At 34.9% G+C, this 20,628-nt stretch carries 20 protein-coding genes and 1 tRNA gene; 4 read left to right on the top strand and 17 right to left on the bottom strand.

Annotated features, from left to right (window positions below; all coding sequences use genetic code 11):
• Positions 1 to 22: 22 nt before the first annotated feature.
• From LKACC16343_RS07040 to LKACC16343_RS07065, 6 genes are all read right to left on the bottom strand, one after another.
• Positions 23 to 1,123: a PTS fructose transporter subunit IIC gene (locus tag LKACC16343_RS07040; protein WP_056954822.1), complete on the bottom strand. Its 1,101-nt coding sequence runs from the start codon at positions 1,121 to 1,123 to the stop codon at positions 23 to 25.
• A 4-nt stretch (positions 1,124 to 1,127) separates the two neighbouring features.
• Positions 1,128 to 1,448, bottom strand: coding sequence for a PTS fructose transporter subunit IIB (locus LKACC16343_RS07045; protein WP_234032528.1), 321 nt, complete (start codon positions 1,446 to 1,448; stop codon positions 1,128 to 1,130).
• On the bottom strand, positions 1,445 to 1,900 hold the full coding sequence (locus LKACC16343_RS07050; protein WP_056954824.1) for a PTS sugar transporter subunit IIA: 456 nt from the start codon (positions 1,898 to 1,900) through the stop codon (positions 1,445 to 1,447). Before LKACC16343_RS07050 ends, LKACC16343_RS07045 begins: the two co-directional genes overlap by 4 nt.
• 196 nt (positions 1,901 to 2,096) lie before the next feature.
• Positions 2,097 to 3,026 (bottom strand): DUF7916 family protein, encoded by a 930-nt coding sequence (locus tag LKACC16343_RS07055; RefSeq protein WP_056954826.1) that lies wholly within the window; start codon positions 3,024 to 3,026, stop codon positions 2,097 to 2,099.
• 26 nt (positions 3,027 to 3,052) lie between these two features.
• Positions 3,053 to 4,399, bottom strand: a complete 1,347-nt coding sequence (locus LKACC16343_RS07060) for a PTS sugar transporter subunit IIC (RefSeq protein WP_054642593.1) — start codon at positions 4,397 to 4,399, stop codon at positions 3,053 to 3,055.
• 312 nt (positions 4,400 to 4,711) lie between these two features.
• Complete coding sequence (locus tag LKACC16343_RS07065; protein ID WP_056954828.1) at positions 4,712 to 5,359, bottom strand: NAD(P)H-binding protein; 648 nt, start codon at positions 5,357 to 5,359, stop codon at positions 4,712 to 4,714.
• Positions 5,360 to 5,578: 219 nt separating this feature from the next.
• Here LKACC16343_RS07065 and LKACC16343_RS07070 point away from each other — a divergent pair, with 219 nt between their 5' ends.
• On the top strand, positions 5,579 to 6,004 hold the full coding sequence (locus LKACC16343_RS07070; RefSeq protein ID WP_056954830.1) for a MarR family winged helix-turn-helix transcriptional regulator: 426 nt from the start codon (positions 5,579 to 5,581) through the stop codon (positions 6,002 to 6,004).
• Between the two features lie 4 nt (positions 6,005 to 6,008).
• A complete protein-coding gene (locus tag LKACC16343_RS07075; protein WP_056954832.1) occupies positions 6,009 to 6,947 on the top strand; it encodes a nucleoside hydrolase in 939 nt (312 codons plus the stop codon).
• 109 nt (positions 6,948 to 7,056) lie between these two features.
• Here the strand turns inward: LKACC16343_RS07075 and LKACC16343_RS07080 are convergent, their stop codons facing one another.
• The 9 genes from LKACC16343_RS07080 to yycF form a co-directional block, all read right to left on the bottom strand.
• On the bottom strand, positions 7,057 to 8,010 hold the full coding sequence (locus LKACC16343_RS07080; protein ID WP_056954834.1) for a hypothetical protein: 954 nt from the start codon (positions 8,008 to 8,010) through the stop codon (positions 7,057 to 7,059).
• A gap of 187 nt (positions 8,011 to 8,197) precedes the next feature.
• A complete protein-coding gene (locus LKACC16343_RS07085) occupies positions 8,198 to 9,814 on the bottom strand; it encodes an SLAP domain-containing protein (RefSeq protein ID WP_056954836.1) in 1,617 nt (538 codons plus the stop codon).
• 148 nt (positions 9,815 to 9,962) lie between these two features.
• On the bottom strand, positions 9,963 to 10,442 hold the full coding sequence (gene rlmH / locus LKACC16343_RS07090) for a 23S rRNA (pseudouridine(1915)-N(3))-methyltransferase RlmH (RefSeq protein WP_025085807.1): 480 nt from the start codon (positions 10,440 to 10,442) through the stop codon (positions 9,963 to 9,965).
• Between the two features lie 394 nt (positions 10,443 to 10,836).
• The gene (locus LKACC16343_RS07095; RefSeq protein WP_056954838.1) at positions 10,837 to 12,222 is read right to left on the bottom strand and encodes a S1C family serine protease; all 1,386 of its coding nucleotides are present in this window, start codon (positions 12,220 to 12,222) and stop codon (positions 10,837 to 10,839) included.
• 89 nt (positions 12,223 to 12,311) lie between these two features.
• On the bottom strand, positions 12,312 to 13,118 hold the full coding sequence (locus tag LKACC16343_RS07100) for an MBL fold metallo-hydrolase (protein WP_056954840.1): 807 nt from the start codon (positions 13,116 to 13,118) through the stop codon (positions 12,312 to 12,314).
• Positions 13,108 to 13,923: a two-component system regulatory protein YycI gene (locus LKACC16343_RS07105; protein ID WP_056954842.1), complete on the bottom strand. Its 816-nt coding sequence runs from the start codon at positions 13,921 to 13,923 to the stop codon at positions 13,108 to 13,110. The genes LKACC16343_RS07100 and LKACC16343_RS07105 overlap by 11 nt, the downstream gene beginning before the upstream one ends.
• Positions 13,924 to 15,237 carry a YycH family regulatory protein gene (locus tag LKACC16343_RS07110; RefSeq protein WP_056954844.1) on the bottom strand — a complete coding sequence of 438 codons (1,314 nt, stop codon included), beginning with the start codon at positions 15,235 to 15,237 and terminating at the stop codon, positions 13,924 to 13,926.
• Complete coding sequence (gene walK / locus LKACC16343_RS07115) at positions 15,227 to 17,125, bottom strand: cell wall metabolism sensor histidine kinase WalK (RefSeq protein WP_056954846.1); 1,899 nt, start codon at positions 17,123 to 17,125, stop codon at positions 15,227 to 15,229. Before walK ends, LKACC16343_RS07110 begins: the two co-directional genes overlap by 11 nt.
• A 319-nt stretch (positions 17,126 to 17,444) precedes the next feature.
• Entirely contained in the window at positions 17,445 to 18,146 is a 702-nt protein-coding gene (gene yycF, locus LKACC16343_RS07120) for a response regulator YycF (RefSeq protein WP_054642603.1), read from the bottom strand.
• Positions 18,147 to 18,327: 181 nt separating this feature from the next.
• Between yycF and LKACC16343_RS07125 the strand changes: the two genes are divergently transcribed.
• Positions 18,328 to 18,400: transfer RNA gene (locus LKACC16343_RS07125), tRNA-Lys, on the top strand.
• Positions 18,401 to 18,595: 195 nt separating this feature from the next.
• Here LKACC16343_RS07125 and LKACC16343_RS07130 read toward each other — a convergent pair.
• Positions 18,596 to 18,961 (bottom strand): TIGR02328 family protein, encoded by a 366-nt coding sequence (locus LKACC16343_RS07130; protein ID WP_056954848.1) that lies wholly within the window; start codon positions 18,959 to 18,961, stop codon positions 18,596 to 18,598.
• 1 nt (position 18,962) lies between these two features.
• Complete coding sequence (locus tag LKACC16343_RS07135) at positions 18,963 to 19,346, bottom strand: YbgA family protein (protein ID WP_234032529.1); 384 nt, start codon at positions 19,344 to 19,346, stop codon at positions 18,963 to 18,965.
• A 268-nt stretch (positions 19,347 to 19,614) separates the two neighbouring features.
• On the opposite strand from LKACC16343_RS07135, the gene LKACC16343_RS07140 reads away from it, so the two are divergent.
• On the top strand, positions 19,615 to 20,571 hold the full coding sequence (locus tag LKACC16343_RS07140) for a LytTR family transcriptional regulator DNA-binding domain-containing protein (RefSeq protein WP_056954850.1): 957 nt from the start codon (positions 19,615 to 19,617) through the stop codon (positions 20,569 to 20,571).
• The last annotated feature ends 57 nt before the right edge of the window (positions 20,572 to 20,628 follow it).

Below are 20,628 nucleotides of genomic sequence, written 5' to 3' on the forward strand. Positions count from 1 at the left end.
ATTCAACCTCTTTCATTTTTAATTATTCAATATCGATCTTAATATCGTCTTCACTAATATCGCTTTCCTCTTCGTCAGATGAAACGTTGAAGTTAGCAACTAATGGTGCTACTAATCCTATAAATAATGCTCCTGCCGCTATACCTGCAATATAAGCAAGTTTATTATCGGCAGTAATAATCCCTGGTAAACCACCTAATGGAGGAATATGTGATTGCATACCTAATAATTCACCAGTTACAGCACCTAAGGCTCCACCAATCATATTGACTGGTAATAGTTTCAATGGACTTGTTAGGAAGAATGGAATAGCACCTTCTGTAATACCAAATGAACCCATAATCAAATTGTTACGTCCTGCCATAAACATTTCGTCAGAGAAACGCTTGCGTGGATAAATGAATGTTGCTAAAGCATAACCTAATGGAATACAGCAAATAGCAATGTTTGTCATTAATGCTGGTCCGTAAATACCTTCAATAAAGAGGATATTACCTACCATCCAAGCGGCCTTATTAATAGGACCACCTAGATCGGTACCAATCATGGCTCCTAATACAAGAGCAACAATTGCACCATTGGTATGATTGTTAATCATAGCTTTAACCCAAGCTACCAAGGTAGTATTCAACCATGACAATGGTCCAGATAAAATAACACCTACAACTAATGCAACAGCACCGGTTGTCAATAATGGCACAATTAATAGAGGAACAGCTGACTTCCAAGCTTCGCCAACTTTAATTTTTCTACAATAACGAGCAACATAACCAGCAACAAATCCAGCTACTAATGCTCCTAAAAATCCGGCATTGATAGTACTTGCCAATTGTCCACCAATGAATCCAGCACCTAAAGCTGGCTTATCACCAATGGCATATGCAACATAACCAGCAATAACCAAGTTTACTAAGCCAATTCCAATCCAACCTACTTGATTAATTTGATAAAGAATATGGAAGAAACCTTGAGCACTCTTATACTTTGTGAGGTCATTAACCCCAAATATCATTCCAATTAACTGTGGAATACCAACAATCATCGCACCACCAATTACGGTAGGAATCATGTAGGAAATACCACTCATCAAATATCCTTTCCAATCAGATAGCAGCTTTTTCATGAGCTTATGCCCCCTCTACAGTAGAAACACATTTTTTAAGTACTGCCTTTGGTGCTTTGATACATACGTTGATATCAACACGTAAAACCTTCTTATCTTTAAAACGTTCCATACCTGTAATCTTTTGATCAGATGCGATCAATACAAAGTCTGCTGCATCTGCCTCATCTTGGGTAATGGCATTAACTGGTCCCATAGAACCCTGTTGCTCCATTTTGACATTGTATCCTAATTCTTTTCCTGCCTTTTCCAAAGCCTTAGCAGCCATTGGTGTGTGTGCTAAACCTGCTGGACATGCTGAAATTCCTACAATATTTGTCATCATACATTTACCCCAATCTCATTAGTTATATATTCTGAAATTTTCTCTGAATCGTTTAATTCACGAATTTTCTTTTTAAAATCATCTTCCAAAAGTGCTGTAGCCAAATTTGATAACATCTTTAAATGAACTGTGCCAACCCCACTTTCAGGAACCATAAGTGCAAAAATATCTGTAACCGGTTTATCATCATATGTCTTCCATTCAATCGGATGATTAAGTCGTACATAAACGATTTGTGCTGATTTCACAAAATCTGTCTTAGCATGTGGAATTGCAAAACCTTCTTGTAAACCAGTTGAATACTCTGCTTCCCTTTGAATAAAGGACTCATACAAACCCTTGGCTGAGTCTGTGTATCCGAATGACTTACATTGATCTGAAATAAAATGCAATAAATCATCACGATCTGATACATTTATATCTAATAAAATATTTCTTGCTGGTATTTCCATTAGTTTTCCTCCTTTCATTCTTTCTTGTAACCCCTTACATTTATTATTCTAGTAGGATTTATTTTTTTGTAACTATAACCAATTTCCAACAAAGTTGGAAATCATTTTTTATATTGGAAAAATAGATAAAAACAACAAAAAAATAAGGATGTTACTAGGTATCAAAACCTAATAACATCCCTATTTGAATTAATTTTTAACGATTGATAGAACGAGCCATACGAACGATTGCATGGCGTTCACCACGAATAGCTTTACTCATTGCAAAGATATTTTCAAATGGTGATTGAATTCCCCAGGCAGCATCACCGACGTGTTGAATATCTACACCATCGATCTTATTTCTGATAGCCACATTTTCGATATAGCTACTACCTGATCCTTCTTGACTAGTTCCAATTGTACTCATAACTAGTGCGCCTTTATCATGAGCCAACTTAACGACTTCTTTAAGTTCAGCATCATCAAAACCAGGTACTGTTCCGACTGCAGGAACCAAAATCACATCAGCTCCAGCTTCAAGAAAGGCGTTTACGGATTCTTCACTGACAACTGGTTCATCAACTCCAGCTCCGTGCATCTTTCCAGCAATAACTAAGCCATGGAAGTTCTTTTTAGCAACTTTAATGTTGGCAGCAATTTGAGCATTAGTAACACCTGTACCCGGATTACCTGTCAAGACAACAAAGTTGAAACCTAACTTCTCTACTTCTTGTAAAGTTTTTTCGCTTGCCATACGGCCTTCAGGAATAATTAAGCGATCTTCGGCCATTTTAGCGTTAGGATCAACTGGTTCCAAGTTAACACCAATTGGACGTCCAACTAACTTTTGAAGACGATGAATACTTTCACCATCATGATGAGCTTTAGCAGTAGCCAAAGTTTCTTCACCGGGATAAAGTCCCAAGATAATTGGATTCAATACATCCAATCCGTTGAGTAAAATCAAATCGGCTCCAAAGGCAGCGGCGATTTCTGAAGTTGTGATACCGTCCATTGGTTCATGACCAACAACGTTTTCGCTTAAAACAACTCGGCCTTCACTAGCTTTGATACTTTGCTTCAATTCGGCTCCGTCCATTGCTAACATATCGCTAGTATCTGCACTGATTAATCGTTTCACCATATTGAAAATTTCTCCTTTATTTTCTTTTAAGCAACTACTTCTTTACCAGCTTCTTCAAGCTTTTGTTGCTTATTCATAGCAATTAAGAATGGGAAGTACATTAGAATATCAAGCACAATATTTACGGCTTGTAGGGCTGATCCAGTCCAACTATTCGTTACTAAGAATCCAGAAATAATTGGAGGCATTGTCCATGAAGCCATTGTACCATTACATAATGGAACCAATCCTGTTGCCATTGCAAAATAAGTTGTAATAGCATTTACACAAGGTGCCACGATAAATGGAATAATTAAAGTTGTATTCAAAACAACTGGTAGACCAAACATTGTTGGTTCATTGATGTTAAAGATACCTGGTGTAATAGTCAAAGGTCCCATAACATCTAATTGTTTACTTGATCTCTTCATAAAGATCAAAATACCAATACCCATAACAAGTCCAATAGTGGCACCACCACCACCCATGTATACGAAGTTATCCATAAATGGTTGAGTAATGATATGAGCATGATGAGCTAGATCAAGATGTCCAGCTTGGAATAGAACACGGTTAGCATCAGTATTCATTAACCAAATAGGTGAAATAATTGGATTAATAATATTTCCACCATGAATACCAATAAACCAGAATAAACTGTTAAGCATAATTGCTACAATAGTTCCTCCAAGAGTATCTCCCAAAAGACCTAGTGGCTTGGATAGAATATGGAATAATAGCAAGTGAACATTGCCTAATCCTGTCCATGTAAAGATTGCGTAAAGAGCACCAAAAATAGTAATAACTACAGCTCCAGGAATTAAAGCACTGAAACTTTTTGCAACTGCAGGTGGAACTGTATCTGGTAATTTAATTTGAATATCGTTATTAATAAACCACTGGAAAATCCATCCAGCTAATAAACCTAATAGAATGGCAACGAACAAACCTTGACTTCCTAAGAAGTTATAAGGCATTCCTTCAACAGGAACTTTATCACCACTCATAATACTTGGTGTTACAACAAAATATGCTGCCAAAGCAATAACCCCAGCTGATTTCCCATCAGTTTTATATTGCTCTGCATAACTTGCAGCGATACCGAAAGCACTAATTAGTCCAATTAAACCAAATGATCCATTAACTATCTTGGCAAAGATTGCTGCGACAGTTACCCCTTTAATGGTTGTCTTAGCTAACCATGCTGTCCATACAGGTATCGGAAAGTTATTGATAACCATGAATAAAGAACCAATGATAATAAGTGGCATTGATATTGCAATACCATCACGAATTGCAATCAAAGGTTTCATTTGCCCTAATTTAACAGCGATTGGCATTAGATGTTTCTCAACAAAGGCCATGAAGCCCCCGCCTTGTTTACTGTTAGCCATAATAATTTGCTCCCTCAAGATTTATTGCAACCGGTTGCATAAAGAACCTTATCATGATGGTATAGTCCAATCAATAGCGATTTGTTTTTTTCGAAAAAATATATTCTACATTATTTAAAAATATTGATATTGACACAACAATTTTTATTATAAAAAAGACGAGTCTTTATAACGCCATTTGTTGGTCTTCTCCAATGGTTAACTAGTTGTGTGAATACAATTTTGCATAACGGTAGGAATTTGTTTTTTTATTTGTGACAACACAAAAAAAGATGTCAAAATCACAGCTTGATTTCGACATCTTTTATTTAATTAATACCAAGCAGGCTTGTCACCGTCAGTATTTGGTTTATTAACACCAATTGATTCACGCTTGAATTTGTCAGGATCTTGAGAAATATCTACAACAATTTGCGCAATTGATCTTCTCGAAACTTCTGTACCTTTGAAATCTTCACCCTTTTGAGTAACTTCATAATCAACTTCTGGTTTATCAGTTAACCAAGCTGGACGAATAATTGTGTAATCCAAATCAGAATCTTCAATTACTTTAGCAGCGGCTGCATAATTTGTAATGTAGTCACCTAAAATCTTCTTATTCCATTCACCAAATTTGCCAGGTACTTCATCATAAATACCTAATGTTGAAATCCAAACCAAACGTGTCTTATTAGCAGCGTGCATTGCTTCAACAACAGCCCTAGCTTGAGCAGTAATGTTATTACCTGCTAAGTTAGCGTAAACAAGATCAACATCTTTCATTGACTCAACCAAATTTTGAACATCAGTTGAATCCCCTTCGATTGCTTCAGTCAACTTGTCATGTGAGTCAACGAAATCATCAAGACGTTCTGCATCTCTAAGATATAATTTCAAACTTGTATCCGTTGTATCAACAAAAATATGTTCTGCTAAGCGAGCAATTTTACCGTTAGCACCTAAAATTAAAACTTTAGCCATTTATTTTTCCCCCTGTTTTTAGTTTCCATAGTCCAATATAGAGTTCTTTTTATTTTATTACAAAAAATATTTCTCGCTGAATAATAATTATTATAAATTTCAAAAAGTTGAAATATTATTGGAATAATATCAATAACAAATAGCTTTTCTCTAAAGATTCCACTGACTCCGAAATGTTATAATTGCTTCGTATTCTAAATCTCAAAGGAGGATTTCTTTATGGCGAGTGATGTTGCTCATTTAATCAAAGTTGCATCCAATGAGATCTCTCGTGATATCAATACTTTTGCTCATAAGTATGATTTGACCGGTACGCAAGTGCAAATTATTCATTTCGTAGCTCATTGTAAAGATGACACTTATCAAAAAGATATTGAAGAAAATTTCAATATTCGTCGACCTACAGCTACTAACATCCTTAAAACGATGGAAAAAGATGATTTACTCTCACGTGTTCCCGTCAAAAATGATTCACGTTTGAAAACAATTATCCTTTCTGACAAGTCTAAAACGTTATTACCTACCATCGATAAATTTATCGAAGATAATAATCAAAAAATTCTATCTACTCTTGGAACCTTGGAACGCCATAGCTTCATCCATGCGCTAAAAAAGATTCCTCAAAAATTAAAAAGTGAGGTCTAATTGAATGACAAAAGTAATTATGGACTGCGATCCCGGAATTGATGACGCTATTGCACTAACTGTACTATTGGCGCATCCCGAAAAGGCTGATTTAATTGGCGTAACTACTGTCGGTGGCAATGTAAAACTAGATTACGTAACTAAAAATGCTAAAAAACTATTAACTTTTTTAGGTTCAAATGCCGAATTGGCTTCTGGACAAGCAACTCCTTTAGTTAAGCAAGTGGAGACTGCTGGTGAAATCCACGGTAAAACTGGAATGGACGGCTATGATTTCCCTGACAACAGCCAAAATTACCCGTTAGTTAGTCATAACGCCGTTACATACATGTACGATCGTATTTCTAAAAGTGACGAGAAAGTTAATATAGTTGCCACAGCACCACTAACTAATGTCGCCTTACTATTGAAGACCTTCCCCGAAGTTAAAGAAAATATCGAACACATCTATATTATGGGTGGCTCAACTCTTCAAGGTAACATTACCTTAGCAGCCGAATTCAATGCTTACGTTGACCCTGAAGCAATGGATATCGTCTTTAACTCTGGACTACCAATCACCCTTTCTGGACTCAATCTGACTGAAAATAAAGCCTTTTTAACAATGGACGAAATTAGTAAAATTAAAGATTTGGGCCGTGTCGGCGTCATGGCCAGTTCAATCCTAAATTTCTATACTAAAGCCGAGTTAGAAAAAGGTATGACCAAAATCCCAATTCATGATGCCTGTGCCGTTATCAGTTTAATTGCTCCTGAGTTATTTACTAAGAGCACTAACTACTCAATGGATGTTTCCTTGAGTAACGACCAATATCGAGGGATGACATATCCCGATCGTAGAACCGATGCTCCACAAAAGAACAGTATCAAAGTTCTCGAAGATGTTGACCGTGAAGCTTTTGTTAAGTTCCTGTTTGATTCAATTCAAAGTTATGAAAAATAAATTTTCATAAAAAAAAGAGTTCATGACTGTTAGATAAAAATCTAATAGTTTTGAACTCTTTTTTACCAGACTATTTTTATAAAATTTTAATTACCTATTCGACTTGAATTTAATCTAATTTATTTTTGATTGCATCTTTAAATTTCATATAAAAATCTCTAGTGCTTGGATAATGTCGATTTCCGTAGTGGGTCACCGAAATAGCGTCCTGAAGTAATTTTCGAAGTTCAGCTCCATTTTCATATTCGTCAAATTTTTTTGACTCAGATATCATTTTAACTAAACCTGTATTGCTATCGGTATCAGGATTACTTTGTGTAGTTCCAAATATAACAACTTGTTTAGGTTTTATTGAATTCAATTCATGAATTAATACGTCTATAGATTTATCGTAAATATCTCTCTTTTCCTTAACATCAGTTAAGGCATGTTCCATATCAATATGTTTTTCCTTATCCCATTTCAAAAGTTGTTCAGCACGTTCCTCATCCGATACATCTGAATTATTAAAAGATAAACCAGGCTTTTTTACGAAAAATTCTTTCAAAATATAACTGGAGTCACTGCTAATACATTGTTTGATAGCGTCAGTAACGTAACATCCTTTTGCATCAATGTTGTTAATCATTAATCTTAGGTTAAGCATATGTGAATCATGTTTATCATCAACATCATGGAACATTTTCCACTCAGATCTTTCAAGATTTGGACGGGCTGCACAATTCATAGCTAAGAACATATAGTTGTTATTGAACTCTCCATCAGGATCATAGTCTTTTGATTCCTTATCAAAAATATCTTTATACCTGAAATCAATATGATGAAACTTATCAATATATTCTCTTTTAAAACGACTATCCTCATTTGAAACATCCTTTTTAAGGGAATCAGAAAACTCTTGATCTAACTCTTCGTTTGAAGGTAAATCTGCCACATCATTTAAGAAAGTACCATAGTTATCAATACTGATACTTTTTGAATCCTTATCCAATTTTAGTCCAGTATCATACTTCTCTCCGTTTACCTTTGTAAGTCTGTCATATACCTCATAATTTTTTGTCATAAATCTGCCTCCCTAATCTTTTATTAATTTACTTAATAATTGTACAAAAATGGAATGTCACACTATGACATTCCATCGCCTTGTTGACATTTTTTTCCTTTTTTCACGAACTTTTTACACATTTAAAAGCGACACAAAATTAGACAAAAAAATAAGCTATCAATAATAGATAACTTACTTTCAATAATTACTTATTAATTCTAACAGCAAATTCAGGTTCACTGACAGCGTATGTCTTCAAGTTAAGACCACTGTTCAATCTAACTGTACTGATCCAAACCCATTCGTTTGATGAGATTTGGCCCCAGTATGAACCGTATTTATTTACAACTAGCTTAGAAATCTTCCATGATGTGTTAACTGGCAAGGTTTGTCCGTAAGTATTAGTTGATGGATCATATGTCTTTTGAGCAACCGTTGTTGTACCGATTAAACCATTACCTGGTGTTGGAATACCAGTATTAGTAGTTGTGTTGTTTGTTGTTGAAGTAGTTGAACCATTTGATCTAGTAATTGTTAAATCACTAGCTGGAATCCATTCATTATTACCAACTTCGTAGTAGATCATACCGTTAGCGTTCATGATACGTCCTAATTTCCACTGACTGCCATTTGGAAGGGATGATCCGGTACTCTTTCCAGAATCATTAACAATAGCTAATTCAGCGGTTGCTGTACCAATTTCACCAGAATCAGGATTAGCAGTTATTTTAACTTCACTATTAGTAGATGTTGATGTTGTAGGTGTTGTATTAGTTGAAGTTGTCATATTGCTACCGTTAATAGTTAAGTTATTGGCAACAACATACTCGTTTGTTCCAACTTCATAGAAAGAAGTACCGTTGATTTTAATAGTCTTACCAAGCTTCCATTGTGTACCTTGAGCAAGAGTCATATTGGTTTCCATTCCATCTGCGGTAACAATTCCAGTTCTAGCAATGGTTGTTCCAATTTTTCCAACTGAATCATTAGAACCAGTAGCAGTGGTTGGTGTTGTTGAAGTTTGTCCATTAACATTTACCAAAGTAGCATCGATATATTCATTCGTTGCAACTTGATACATTTTCTTACTACCGACTGTTATCAAATTACCTAATTGCCATTGACTACCTTGTGGCAAAGTCATGCCCATAGGTTTTCCATCAGGACCATAAATTGAAGCTGTAGAACTCAAAGTTCCAACCTTTTTGGCTGCTGTATTTGTAGTTGATGTGGTCGTTGTAGTGTTTGTGGTTGTTTGAGTTTGCTTACCAGCTGCTTGATTACTTGTATCGCTAGAAGTCATATTGGTAATAGAACTAGCAGCAATCCATTCGTTAGTAGCTACTTCATAGTAAACAGCACCATTGATAGTAGAGATAGCACCTAATTGCCATTGACTACCCTTTGGTAAAGTACGACCAGTATTTTGACCATTACTATTAACAATAGTTGTATTAGCACCAACAGTGGCAACGTTACGAACATCAGCATTATAGTTAGATGCATATTCATTTAACTTAACGCCATTTTCAGCGATGTCCATTGAATCAAAAGCAACCCATTCATTATTGCCAACTTGATAATAAGTTTTACCACGTAATTGTTTAGTTTGACCTAATTTCCATGAACTGAAGTTAGGCAAAGTTGATTTAGTGATATTACCGTTATCGTCAACGATTTGTCCGCCATCACGTCTAATTGTTCCTACTAATCCAACCAAACCACTAGCTTGGGCAGTTTGTTGTGGAAGAGCGGAAATTGCGGCTGGTGCCAACATAATTGCTACAGCAGAAGCTGCTAAAATCTTTTTACTATTTTTCATTATCTACATCCCCAAAGGAAATTATCTAAGTACTTATTTATTCAACTCTAATTCTAGGAGGAAATTTTTTATTAACAATATATTACCCAAAAACAAAATAAATTCTTAATAAAAAAGCAGCTCATTTCTGAGCTACCCTTACGTAATTTTATTTGTGGTATGTACGATGGTTGATAATCATAAATGAACGATAAATTTGTTCAGTCAAAACTAAACGCATCAACTGATGAGGCAAAGTGAATTTACCAAAACAAACACTGTAATCAGCACGCTTTGTAACTTCAGGACTAACTCCAAGTGAACCACCGATGACAAAAGTAATATCACTTGTCCCATATGTGGATAAGTCATCGATTTTTTTGGCCATTTCTTCTGAAGTTAATTCTTTACCACGCAAATCAAGTAGGATCACATATTCCTTATCCTTAATTTTGCTTAATATTCGTTCACCCTCTATTTGCTTAACCTTTTCATCCTGAGCCTCACTAAGATTTTCTGGTGCCTTTTCGTCAGGACATTCTACTATTTGGAACTTACAAAAAGCCCCCAAACGCTTAGCGTATTCAGCAATCCCCGCTTTAAAATACTTTTCTTTTAACTTACCAACGGTAACCATTTTTATATTCATAATTAACAAATCTCCTCAGTTAAATATCATACGAAACTATCAGTTAATTGCCAAATGATTTTTAAAATCCGAATTATCATGACAATTTATTTTTGCACCGAAGAATAAAAGTTTGTCTAAGCTTGTGTAACAACGTTCCTGGTTGATATAAAGCTTTTTTAGTCAATAGATATTTTGTATAGTTAAAAGTTATTAACAGCCGTGGGTAAAACTGTGGATAACTTTTCTACAACGTTATATCAAAATTTTGTCGACTTTTACACATGTTATTCACACTTGTGGATAACTTCTGTTGATTAGTCTTTTCTATTACCGAAGAAAATTTAATATATTCAAAAAAATGTTCAAAAAAAGACGTGAAACTGGCATTTGTCCGTTTCCACGTCTTTTTTCATTAATCTGATGTTTTCTTTGTTAAGTGTACTTTAGCTGTATTCAGCTTGCCATTACGGTAATATTGAATGTTTACAGTATCGCCAATTGAATGTGAGTACAAGGCTGTGTGTAAGTCTGCAACAGACTTGACGTCCTTATCGCCTAACTTAACGATCACATCGTACTTCTTCATACCAGCGGCCTTAGCTACAGAACCACTTGTTGTACTGTAGACAACCACACCTTTAGTTACACTGCTTGGTAACTTCAAGCTTGATTGTGAATCATCAGTAATTTGATCTAGGTCAAGTACTTTGATACCTAATGAAGGTCTTTCAACTTTACCATTTTCAACCAATTGATTAATGATCTTAACTACTTCATTACTTGGAATAGCAAAGCCCATACCTTCAACTGATGAACCATCAGTACTTGAGGCTAATTTCATTGAGTTGATACCAACAATCTGTCCTGCGGCATTAACTAATGGGCCACCTGAATTACCGGGGTTAATCGCAGCATCGGTTTGAAGAACAGTTGCTTCACCGGTAGCTTGTCCGGTATTTTGATCTTGAGTTGTTACAGTTCTATTTGTTGCTGAAATGATACCTTGGGTAACTGTTGTAGCGTATTCACTACCTAATGGTGAACCAATAGCAATTACTGGGTCCCCAGGTGTTACATTGTCTGAGTTACCAAATGAAGCTGTAGCAGGCACTTTACTACCAGGTATCTCTAATACAGCTAAGTCAGTTGTAGAATCAGTACCGACTAATTTAGCGGCAACCTTTGTACCATCTTCCAGAATGATTTCCAAAGAGTCTGATCCGGAAACAACGTGGTTATTAGTTACAATATAACCTTTACCATTTTGTTTAGCATAGATCACACCTGATCCTTCACTGTATTCTTGTAATTTACTACTATTAGAAGAACTTGAACTAGAATCAGATGAATTGGAATCTGAAGAATTACTGTCATTTGATTGTGAATCGTCAGAAGAGTTACTGTCACTGCTTCCACTATCACCAAACAAATCACCAAAGATGGATGAAATATCACCATTGCTGGATTGTTCTTTTTGTTTTTGAAGATTAATTACGGAAACAACCGCTCCATTGACTTTCTTATAAGCACCTGACATTGAACTAGAAGTGTTTACTTTAGTATTGCTTACTTGAGTCGTACCGGCAGTATTTCCAACTGCGGCGGAGTTTGAGGAGTTATTACTACCACCGAAGTAAGTGAACCCTGCGAAGGCAATAACAACACCTAAAGCGGCAGAAATAAAAGCTACAATTCCTGTCTTAAGTAAAGAATTGCTGCTAGATTCCTTGCCATTAGAACTACGCTTCTTTTCTTCTACTCTTGATTCAGATTTGTCGTTTTTTTCATCGTTATTCATGTAATTATTCACTCCCCATATTTTTTAACTATAATATAACTTCCAATTATGAAAAAATTATGAACTACATATGATTTATTTATAAATACCTACAACGCAATCAACGGATCAGCTATAGCAGGATCGGTATCGTTGATTTTAAAGTCGTGTCCAACTGCAAAATCATGATCTTCCAAAACCTGTGTAACTTCTGTCCGTGCAACTTGTTTAGTGTTGTTTTCATGACTCAAGTGACCTAAATATATCTGTTTAGTGTTATTACCGATAACATCCATCAACGTGTGAGCACCATCTTCATTTGAAAGATGACCTTTTTCACTAAGGATTCTTTGCTTCAATGGCCAAGGATAAAAGCCCTCACGTAACATTTCAACATCATGGTTACATTCCAACAAATAGCCGTCCGCATTCTCAATTGTCTTTTGAACACGTTCAGATACATAACCCGTATCCGTTAAAATAACGAATTCTTTACCATTATGATAAAACTTATAAAATTGTGGATCAGCTGCGTCATGTGAAACTGCGAAACTTTCAATATCCAGATCATCTAAAGACATAATCTTATTATGTTCAAAGACATTGATCTCATCTTCAGGTACTTTACCGATTTTGGGCAACATTGCTTGCCACGTTTTTTGATTGGCATAAACATTCAGATTATATCTTCTAGCTAAAACACCAACACCTTTAATATGATCCGTATGTTCGTGGGTCACAAACAAGGAATCAACGGTATTAATATCTTTACCGATACTTTCCATCGCCTCTTTAATCTTTTTACCTGAAAGACCTGCATCAACTAAAACGTGATGTTTCGGGGTCTCAATATATGTAGCGTTACCTGAGCTGCTGCTAGCAAGCACACTAATTTTTAAACTATCATCATTGGGCATTGTAACTATTATCTCCATTTGCTGAATTCTTTATAATATTGCCCGTAAAGGCATTAACCTTCTTAATAGAACTAACTTTACTATCTTTATTTCTAATCGTTACAAACCAAACTGGAATATAAATCGTACTATTCTTGGCTACCAATAATTTCGTATATGCTAAGTTGGCGTAAGAAATCTTGGAGTTGTTTGGTATTTCAGAGTTGGCATACAAGTTAGTGATAACTTCTTTTTCACTCTTGATTGTCTGACTTTCATGTAAAATGATCATCGTATTAATATGGGTCTGAGTATAACTAACAACTCGACCACTTTCAATTGTAAAGGTCAGTTGGCAAGTCTTATCATAAATCTCACCTAGTTTACCTGTTCCTACATAAACCATTTGCGAAGTCGTTGACAATTGTGGTGCATACTTATAATCTTCGCCAAATAGTACATTTGATTCCTTCTTAATGAATTTATTCATTAATTTTTGTCTATCCTCTGTTGTGACCGCAATAGTACTGTTTAAATTACTTGTAAGTTTGCGAGTATTTTCATCATATTGAACTTCTTGATTACGTAATTTATTAACATTTTGAGCTAAAGAATTATCTGGTTGTGAGCCTAAATAATAAGCACTACCATTTTTGGTATCCAAAGTTCCAAAACTGATATTACGCTTTCTCATTTCCGTAACAGTTGAAGTATTGGTACTAGAACTGCTGACCAATTGCTGACTATTTCGAAATGACAAGAATAAAAAGATATCTAATGAGAAAAAAACGATTAAGAAAATTACTTCAATTCTTCTAAAATCCATCTATTTATCCTCCGCAGTATCATTTGCCCAGTCACTATATGGTTTCCAGTGATTTTCGATTTTAATGTAATAAGTTGGTTTCAAATCGACAACTTTTTCATTATCAGCTTCACTTTCCCATTGATAACCAACCTCAATATCCTGGACATCATTAGGTGAATAGCCTGATCTTTCTAGTCCTTTAAAAATATCACTTGTCGATTTCAATTTAGTTGAGGCCTGATCCGAAGGAACTGGGACTTCTAGTACTTTATTTAGGAAATGTTCTGTACTTCCTTTGCGACTGAATTTGATTCGAATCGAACCGAATTCACTCTTCTTGAAAATTGGGAAACCTTCAACATATTCTCTGAAGACAAGATTCTTATCCTTCCAATTAGCACTGTACAAACGTAAGTTAGAGATGGAATTTTGAAGATTAACCACCTTTTGATAACCACGTTGCAAGAAGGCTAACTGAGTCTTAGGAACTGAGGTATCCGTATAATCCTCAAAACTCAATTCACCAGAATTATGATCCGAAACTAGACGTTTTGACTCACCATAATTATAGGTATAAACGCCATTATCTTCAGAAGTGACCAATCCATTAGTATTTGAATCGAATAACGCCGTTGTATACTCGCCATCATCCTTACTACTAATTACATATGAGTAAGATTTCAATTTAATAGGTTCAGTATAGAAAGTGAAAACACCATGCTTCATAATGTTCAAACGAATTTTCAAATTAATATTAGCCTTTTTAACTAATTTAGAAATTGGTGCCGATGTTGCATTTCTAACAGGTGCCTTATAAACAGCGTAATTACTGTCATTGGCCAAGTAGATATTACTATCCTTTTTATCTTTCAAATTAATCAAAATTCGATTGAACGAATATGACTTATCATTGCGTAAACTGTTGTTATTGAGCAAATAACCCAAAATACTTGTTGAAATTGAAGTTGGATAGACTAATTGAATAACATCTTTTGACTGGATAATCTTTTGATAATAAGCCCCATCCTTTTTAGAAACTAATTTGGGACTATCAATTTTCCAATCTTGCATAATTTTTTGAATACTCAAAGCAATATTATCATTGCTGTTATAAATCAATTTTTGATCATCATTATCATGCCAAATTACTGATGTGGCACTGATAACCTGATTGATTGGTACTTCATTTTTATTCGATTGTGTCGATGTAACGTCGATATTGCGTCCTCGTTGATAACGAGCTGTATTCGTCCATATAAAGAATGAGAGTACGATACTCGTTATAACGGCGATAACTAATAAGATCTGAATGATCAAGCGACTAAACTTCATCCCATTCTCCTCCTGTCTCGTTAGGGTCAAATGGTAAGGAAATGTAGAATGTTGATCCCTTACCTTCGGCACTATTTACCCAAATTCTACCTTTGTGTTGTTCGACGATCTCTTTGGAGATAGAAAGTCCAAGTCCAGTACCACCTTGTTTTCTAGAACGTGCCTTATCAACACGATAGAAACGTTCAAAGACCTTCTTGATATCCTTTCTAGGAATACCTAATCCTTCATCGGAAATGCTAATAATTATATGTTTATTAGTTTCCAATAAACGACATGTAATAACACCACCATCTGGTGAATACTTGATAGCATTATTCATAATATTATCAATTACTTGTGTCATCTTATCAGTATCAATTTCTACCCACAAATCTTTGCTAGTAAAAATACGTTTAATTCGATAATTTTTGGCAATCTTAGAACCATTTTCTTTAGCATCAGCCTTCTCTTTTTTCAGCATCATATCGAATCGATCCAAAATATATGAGAAGAACTCGTTAAAGTTAACTAGTTCCTTATCCAATTTCGAACGACCTTGGTCCATTCTTGACAAACTTAGTAGATCTTTGATCATTCGAATCATACGATCAGTTTCTTCAGCAGTAACGCCTAAGAACTGTGGTGCCAATTTTTGATCTTTCCAAGCACCATTATTCAAAGCATCAATGTAACTACTGATACTTGTTAGTGGGGTTCTCAATTCATGAGAAACGTTGGAAACGAATTGACGACGCTCACTATCGATCTTTTGTTGTTCAGTAACATCATGTAGGACACAAACCATACCACTAATAAAGCCACTGTTTCTTTGGATCAATGAAAAATCAGCGTTCAGAATCAATGAATTATCGCCACTGGCATCATCATAATCTTCGTTCGAATCATTGGTTTCAATTACCATTGGATCAGGATTCTCCAACAAATCGTCAAAACTCGTCCGATCTTTAATCCCCAAAATATCAACTAATGGTTGGCCGATAGCCTCATCTTCATCTTTATCCAAAAATTCTTGTGCCATTTCATTAATAACCGTTATGTTACCGAGACGGTTTGTCGCAATAACACCATCGGACATTTGCGTCAAAACGCTATCCAACCTTCGTCGTTCGGATTCCGAATTCTCGGTCGCTTCTTCAACTTTAACCGACAGATCATTAACAGCCATAGCCAATTGTCCTAACTCATCAGGTGAATAAACACGAACCTGACCAGAATAGTCTCCTTCAGCCATACGAACGGCCTGTTGCTTCATTTCATCAATCGGTCTGGTAATTGCTCGAGAAATGAAAATGGCAATCACAGCACCTAAAAGTCCAGCTACTAATGAAGCTGTTAGGAAAATCAAAATAATGTTATTAATACCGGTATAAACTGATTCCATACTGGCACGAACATAAATTGCTCCCACAACTGTACTATTATCTGGAGATGTCACTGGCACGATCGATTCGTAAGAACTACCGTTATCTCTTTCATAGTAAATTTGGGTAATTCGTTTATCAGTTCGAATACTCTGTTTGATATTATCTTTCAAAGTTTGCGTTCCAATAATACTATTACTTTCGGAATCCTTGGCCCCAACAATGATTCCACTTCGATCAATGACTTGTACATCGGTAATATCAGTACTGATTCGCGAATAATCTTGAATCGCGTTACTGATATTGTCACGAGTATGATCATCATTATCAGTCAAATTCTCTGAAATTTGATTCAACGTATACGCTGGAATTGAAACAGAAGTTTCAAAGTTTGCAACATTCTGATCTTCCAATTGACGTACAAAATAAGCCCCAATGATTTCAATTGTGACTATAAGAATCAAGATAAAAGATAATCCGATTTTAAAATTAATTGAATGTAAAAAAGCAAATCTATTTTTCACAATATTTCCACCTAAACAATACAGACTTAATTACATTATACAGCTATCCAGATGACAAAAAAACTGACTGACATTTTATATGCCAATCAGCTTTTTAATTTTATTTTTATTTTCAATGATGAAATTCTTCAGTCTCTTTTGATGGTTGGTTTAGTTTGTTTGCAGCTGCGATGGTTTATTTGCTTATGTTGCTGCAAACGGGCTCCGCAAAGGCAACCTCTTCCGGTTTGCTACAGTAGTGGAATTGCACGTAAAGTACACGTGCGATTCCACTACTTAGGCAAATCCTCGGAGGCTGACCGCCTTTGCTCCGCCCTCTCTATTCTCCATCAGGATCTCTCAAATAATATCCAACTCCACGTCTGGTCATTAACCATTCTGGTTGGCTAGGATTATTTTCAATTTTTTCACGTAAACGTCTTACAGTAACATCAACTGTTCTAACGTCACCGAAATAATCATATCCCCAAACAGTTTGAAGTAAGTGTTCACGCTTCATAACTTGTCCTATATGTTGAGCTAAATAATGTAGTAATTCAAACTCACGGTGTGTTAATTCAATTTCTTTTCCATTTTTAGTTACTGTATATGCATCAGGAAGGATGGTTAGATCACCGATTTTAATTTCACTTGTCTTTTTATCATCACTCTGCATATGACTTTGTGATCTAAGACGTGCTTTGACACGCGCAACTAATTCTCTATTTGAGAATGGTTTTGTAACATAATCATCAGCCCCAAGTTCTAGGCCAATGACTTTATCAATCTCAGTATCCTTAGCTGTTAACATAATGATTGGAGTATCTTTAGTTTTTCTGATAGTTCTAGCTACTTCAAGACCATCAATAACTGGAAGCATTAGATCTAGTAAAATCAAATCTGGATTATCCTCATCTACTTTATCCAAGGCTTCTTGTCCATCAAAAGCAGTTATGACTTCGTAGCCTTCATTTTCCAAGTTATATTTAACAATATCGGAAATTGGTTTTTCATCATCTACTACTAGAATTTTTTTAGCCATTTTATATCTCCTTGACACAATTATTATACTAGTTATTAACCATTAAAACAAAATACCCATAAAGCTACCTTAAATTTTTTGAACTTTTTTTAAAAAAGTACTTGCTATAAATTTGGAGCTTATGGTAAGATATATCTCGTTGGTTGAGAGGGAAACAACTTATCAATCAATTGAAATTCATGGGTGGTTAGCTCAGCTGGCAGAGCAACGGACTCTTAATCCGTGGGTCTGGGGTTCGATCCCCCAACCACCCATAGCAATTATCGCTTAACCGATTATGATGAAAATCATGATCGGTTTTTTAGTGTCTTTTTTTAATTTTTTCAAACAAAAAATGTTAGTAATAAAACTAGCAGTTACTCATACTAACACTTTCTTCTATGATGTGCCAAAATAACATTTTTCATTAAGATTAACTGCACAAATACCTATAGTATCTTAAGATAATGCTACTGAATAAAAATTCCTTTTGCCTTCAAATTATCAATACACTCTCTTAAATATGCATCATTATGCTCAGGATATATCGGACGTGTATTAGGCGTTTTTTCTAATTCATTATATGGTTCACAATGTATCCCTCTATACTTTGGATCAAACCAATTATCGTTAGGCTTATATCCTCGACTGACCATCTCATTCATGACTAACAGGTGAAATTGATACAGCTTATAAGGAGAATGCTTAAAAACATAGTTCACAGTAGAGTGCTTTTTACCCCAGCCGTTACCTCTAAGAGCCGCAATTTCTCTATGTTGACCTAGTAATTGTTGTCTAGGTAATTTGGAAATTAAATCTTCATGCCATAATCTCATATTAATTTTTTCCCAATTCCTTTACTATTCTTGATTGCATAAGATACTTTATTTGATACTTATAGGTCAAGTCTCTTAAGAAGAGCCCTACTTGGTCATTTTCAGGCTCTAAAGACGCAATTAATTTAACATACTCTTCTTTTTCAGAATCAGTACATATTCTCTTAAAGTAACCCCAAATATGTTGATAAACATTGGTTAATGTTTTCTTTGTAGGCTCAACATTCTCTAAAGACTTTATAACTCTTTCAAATTCTATGTCCTTAGTTTTGGACCACTCATTATTTTTAGCCATCAAACGAATTTCATCATACTTTTTTTGAGATTTCGACATTACCCAATATTTATTATATGCCCACTTATTTTGCCAATTAATAATTATCATCACCCCTGTATTTATTTAAACAATTAAATTATCCACACGTCTTAATGACATAATATTCTATAAATAAAAATCATATATACACTATGTTTTGAATACAAGAAATTGAATTTCAAAATATAATTTAATAATTCCAATAAAAAAGTTAAAACTAATCCCACTATTTCAACTAATCTTGAAATTGTGGGACTTTTTAGTTGAAATGGCATTCTAAAGAGATGGTCTTTGCTAAAATTGAATTACTATTAAAGTCTCAATTGTGGAGTGGAAAATGAATTTAATTGAATTCAAAGATGTTGCCAAACAGAACAAAAATCAAAGTATCTTTAACAATCTTTCTTTAAAAATCAATTCACAAGAAAACATTGGTTTAAAGATGTCACACACTGAAATAAACACTTTTTTTGATTTATTAGAACAAAATACCCTGCCTAACAGTGGTTCAATCACCAATCACGCTCAAAGCACCTCAATCAAGCGTCATAACGATGGTATTTACCAAAAAATAACTGTTAAAAGTTATCTCCAATTCTTTAATCAGATAGCTGCTCAACACGTCGACATAAGGAAGCTAGCACCCCAGTTCTCTCTAGGAGACAATTTGGCAATGAAAACCAACACTCTTACTACTGATCAGATTGAAAGACTACACCTTTTTCGAATTGCTCTTTCACAACCAGATTTAGTTTTTATTGAAAGTCCCTTAAGAGACTTATCAAACGAAGGAATCAAATCTTATCTCAAGGCCTTAAAAGTCGTTCGCCAGAAATCAACTGTTGTCGTTATTTCATCATATATGGAAGAACTCTTGCAACTCAGTTCTACCATATATCAATGTGTCGACCATCAATTAGAAAAAATCGATTTAGAACTAGATAAAGATTCCACTAAACCACAAAACATCTTCCGTCTCTCCAGCCATCTTGATGATAAAACAATTTTCTTCAGTCCTAACGAAATCGACTTCATCGAAAGTATCAATGGTGTTAGCAATTTTTCCGTCAATTCTGAGTATTTTCCTTCCTCTTTAACAATGGAAGAACTCGAAAAGAAGCTTGTTCACTTCGGCTTTTTCAGATGTCACCGCTCCTATCTCGTTAATTTACAACGCATTTCAGAATTGATCAGTTATTCCAAAAATAGCTACACTTTAATTTTAAAAAATAGTAAAGAAACTCTTCCTTTATCTCGAGCCAAATTGGATCAACTCAAGGATCTACTTCAATAATGTGGGTACATTTCAACCTATCTCTTCCACAACTCGCTAATTTTTGAAAACTTATTT

This window comes from Companilactobacillus bobalius (assembly GCF_002179915.1).
Lineage (GTDB): Bacteria > Bacillota > Bacilli > Lactobacillales > Lactobacillaceae > Companilactobacillus > Companilactobacillus bobalius.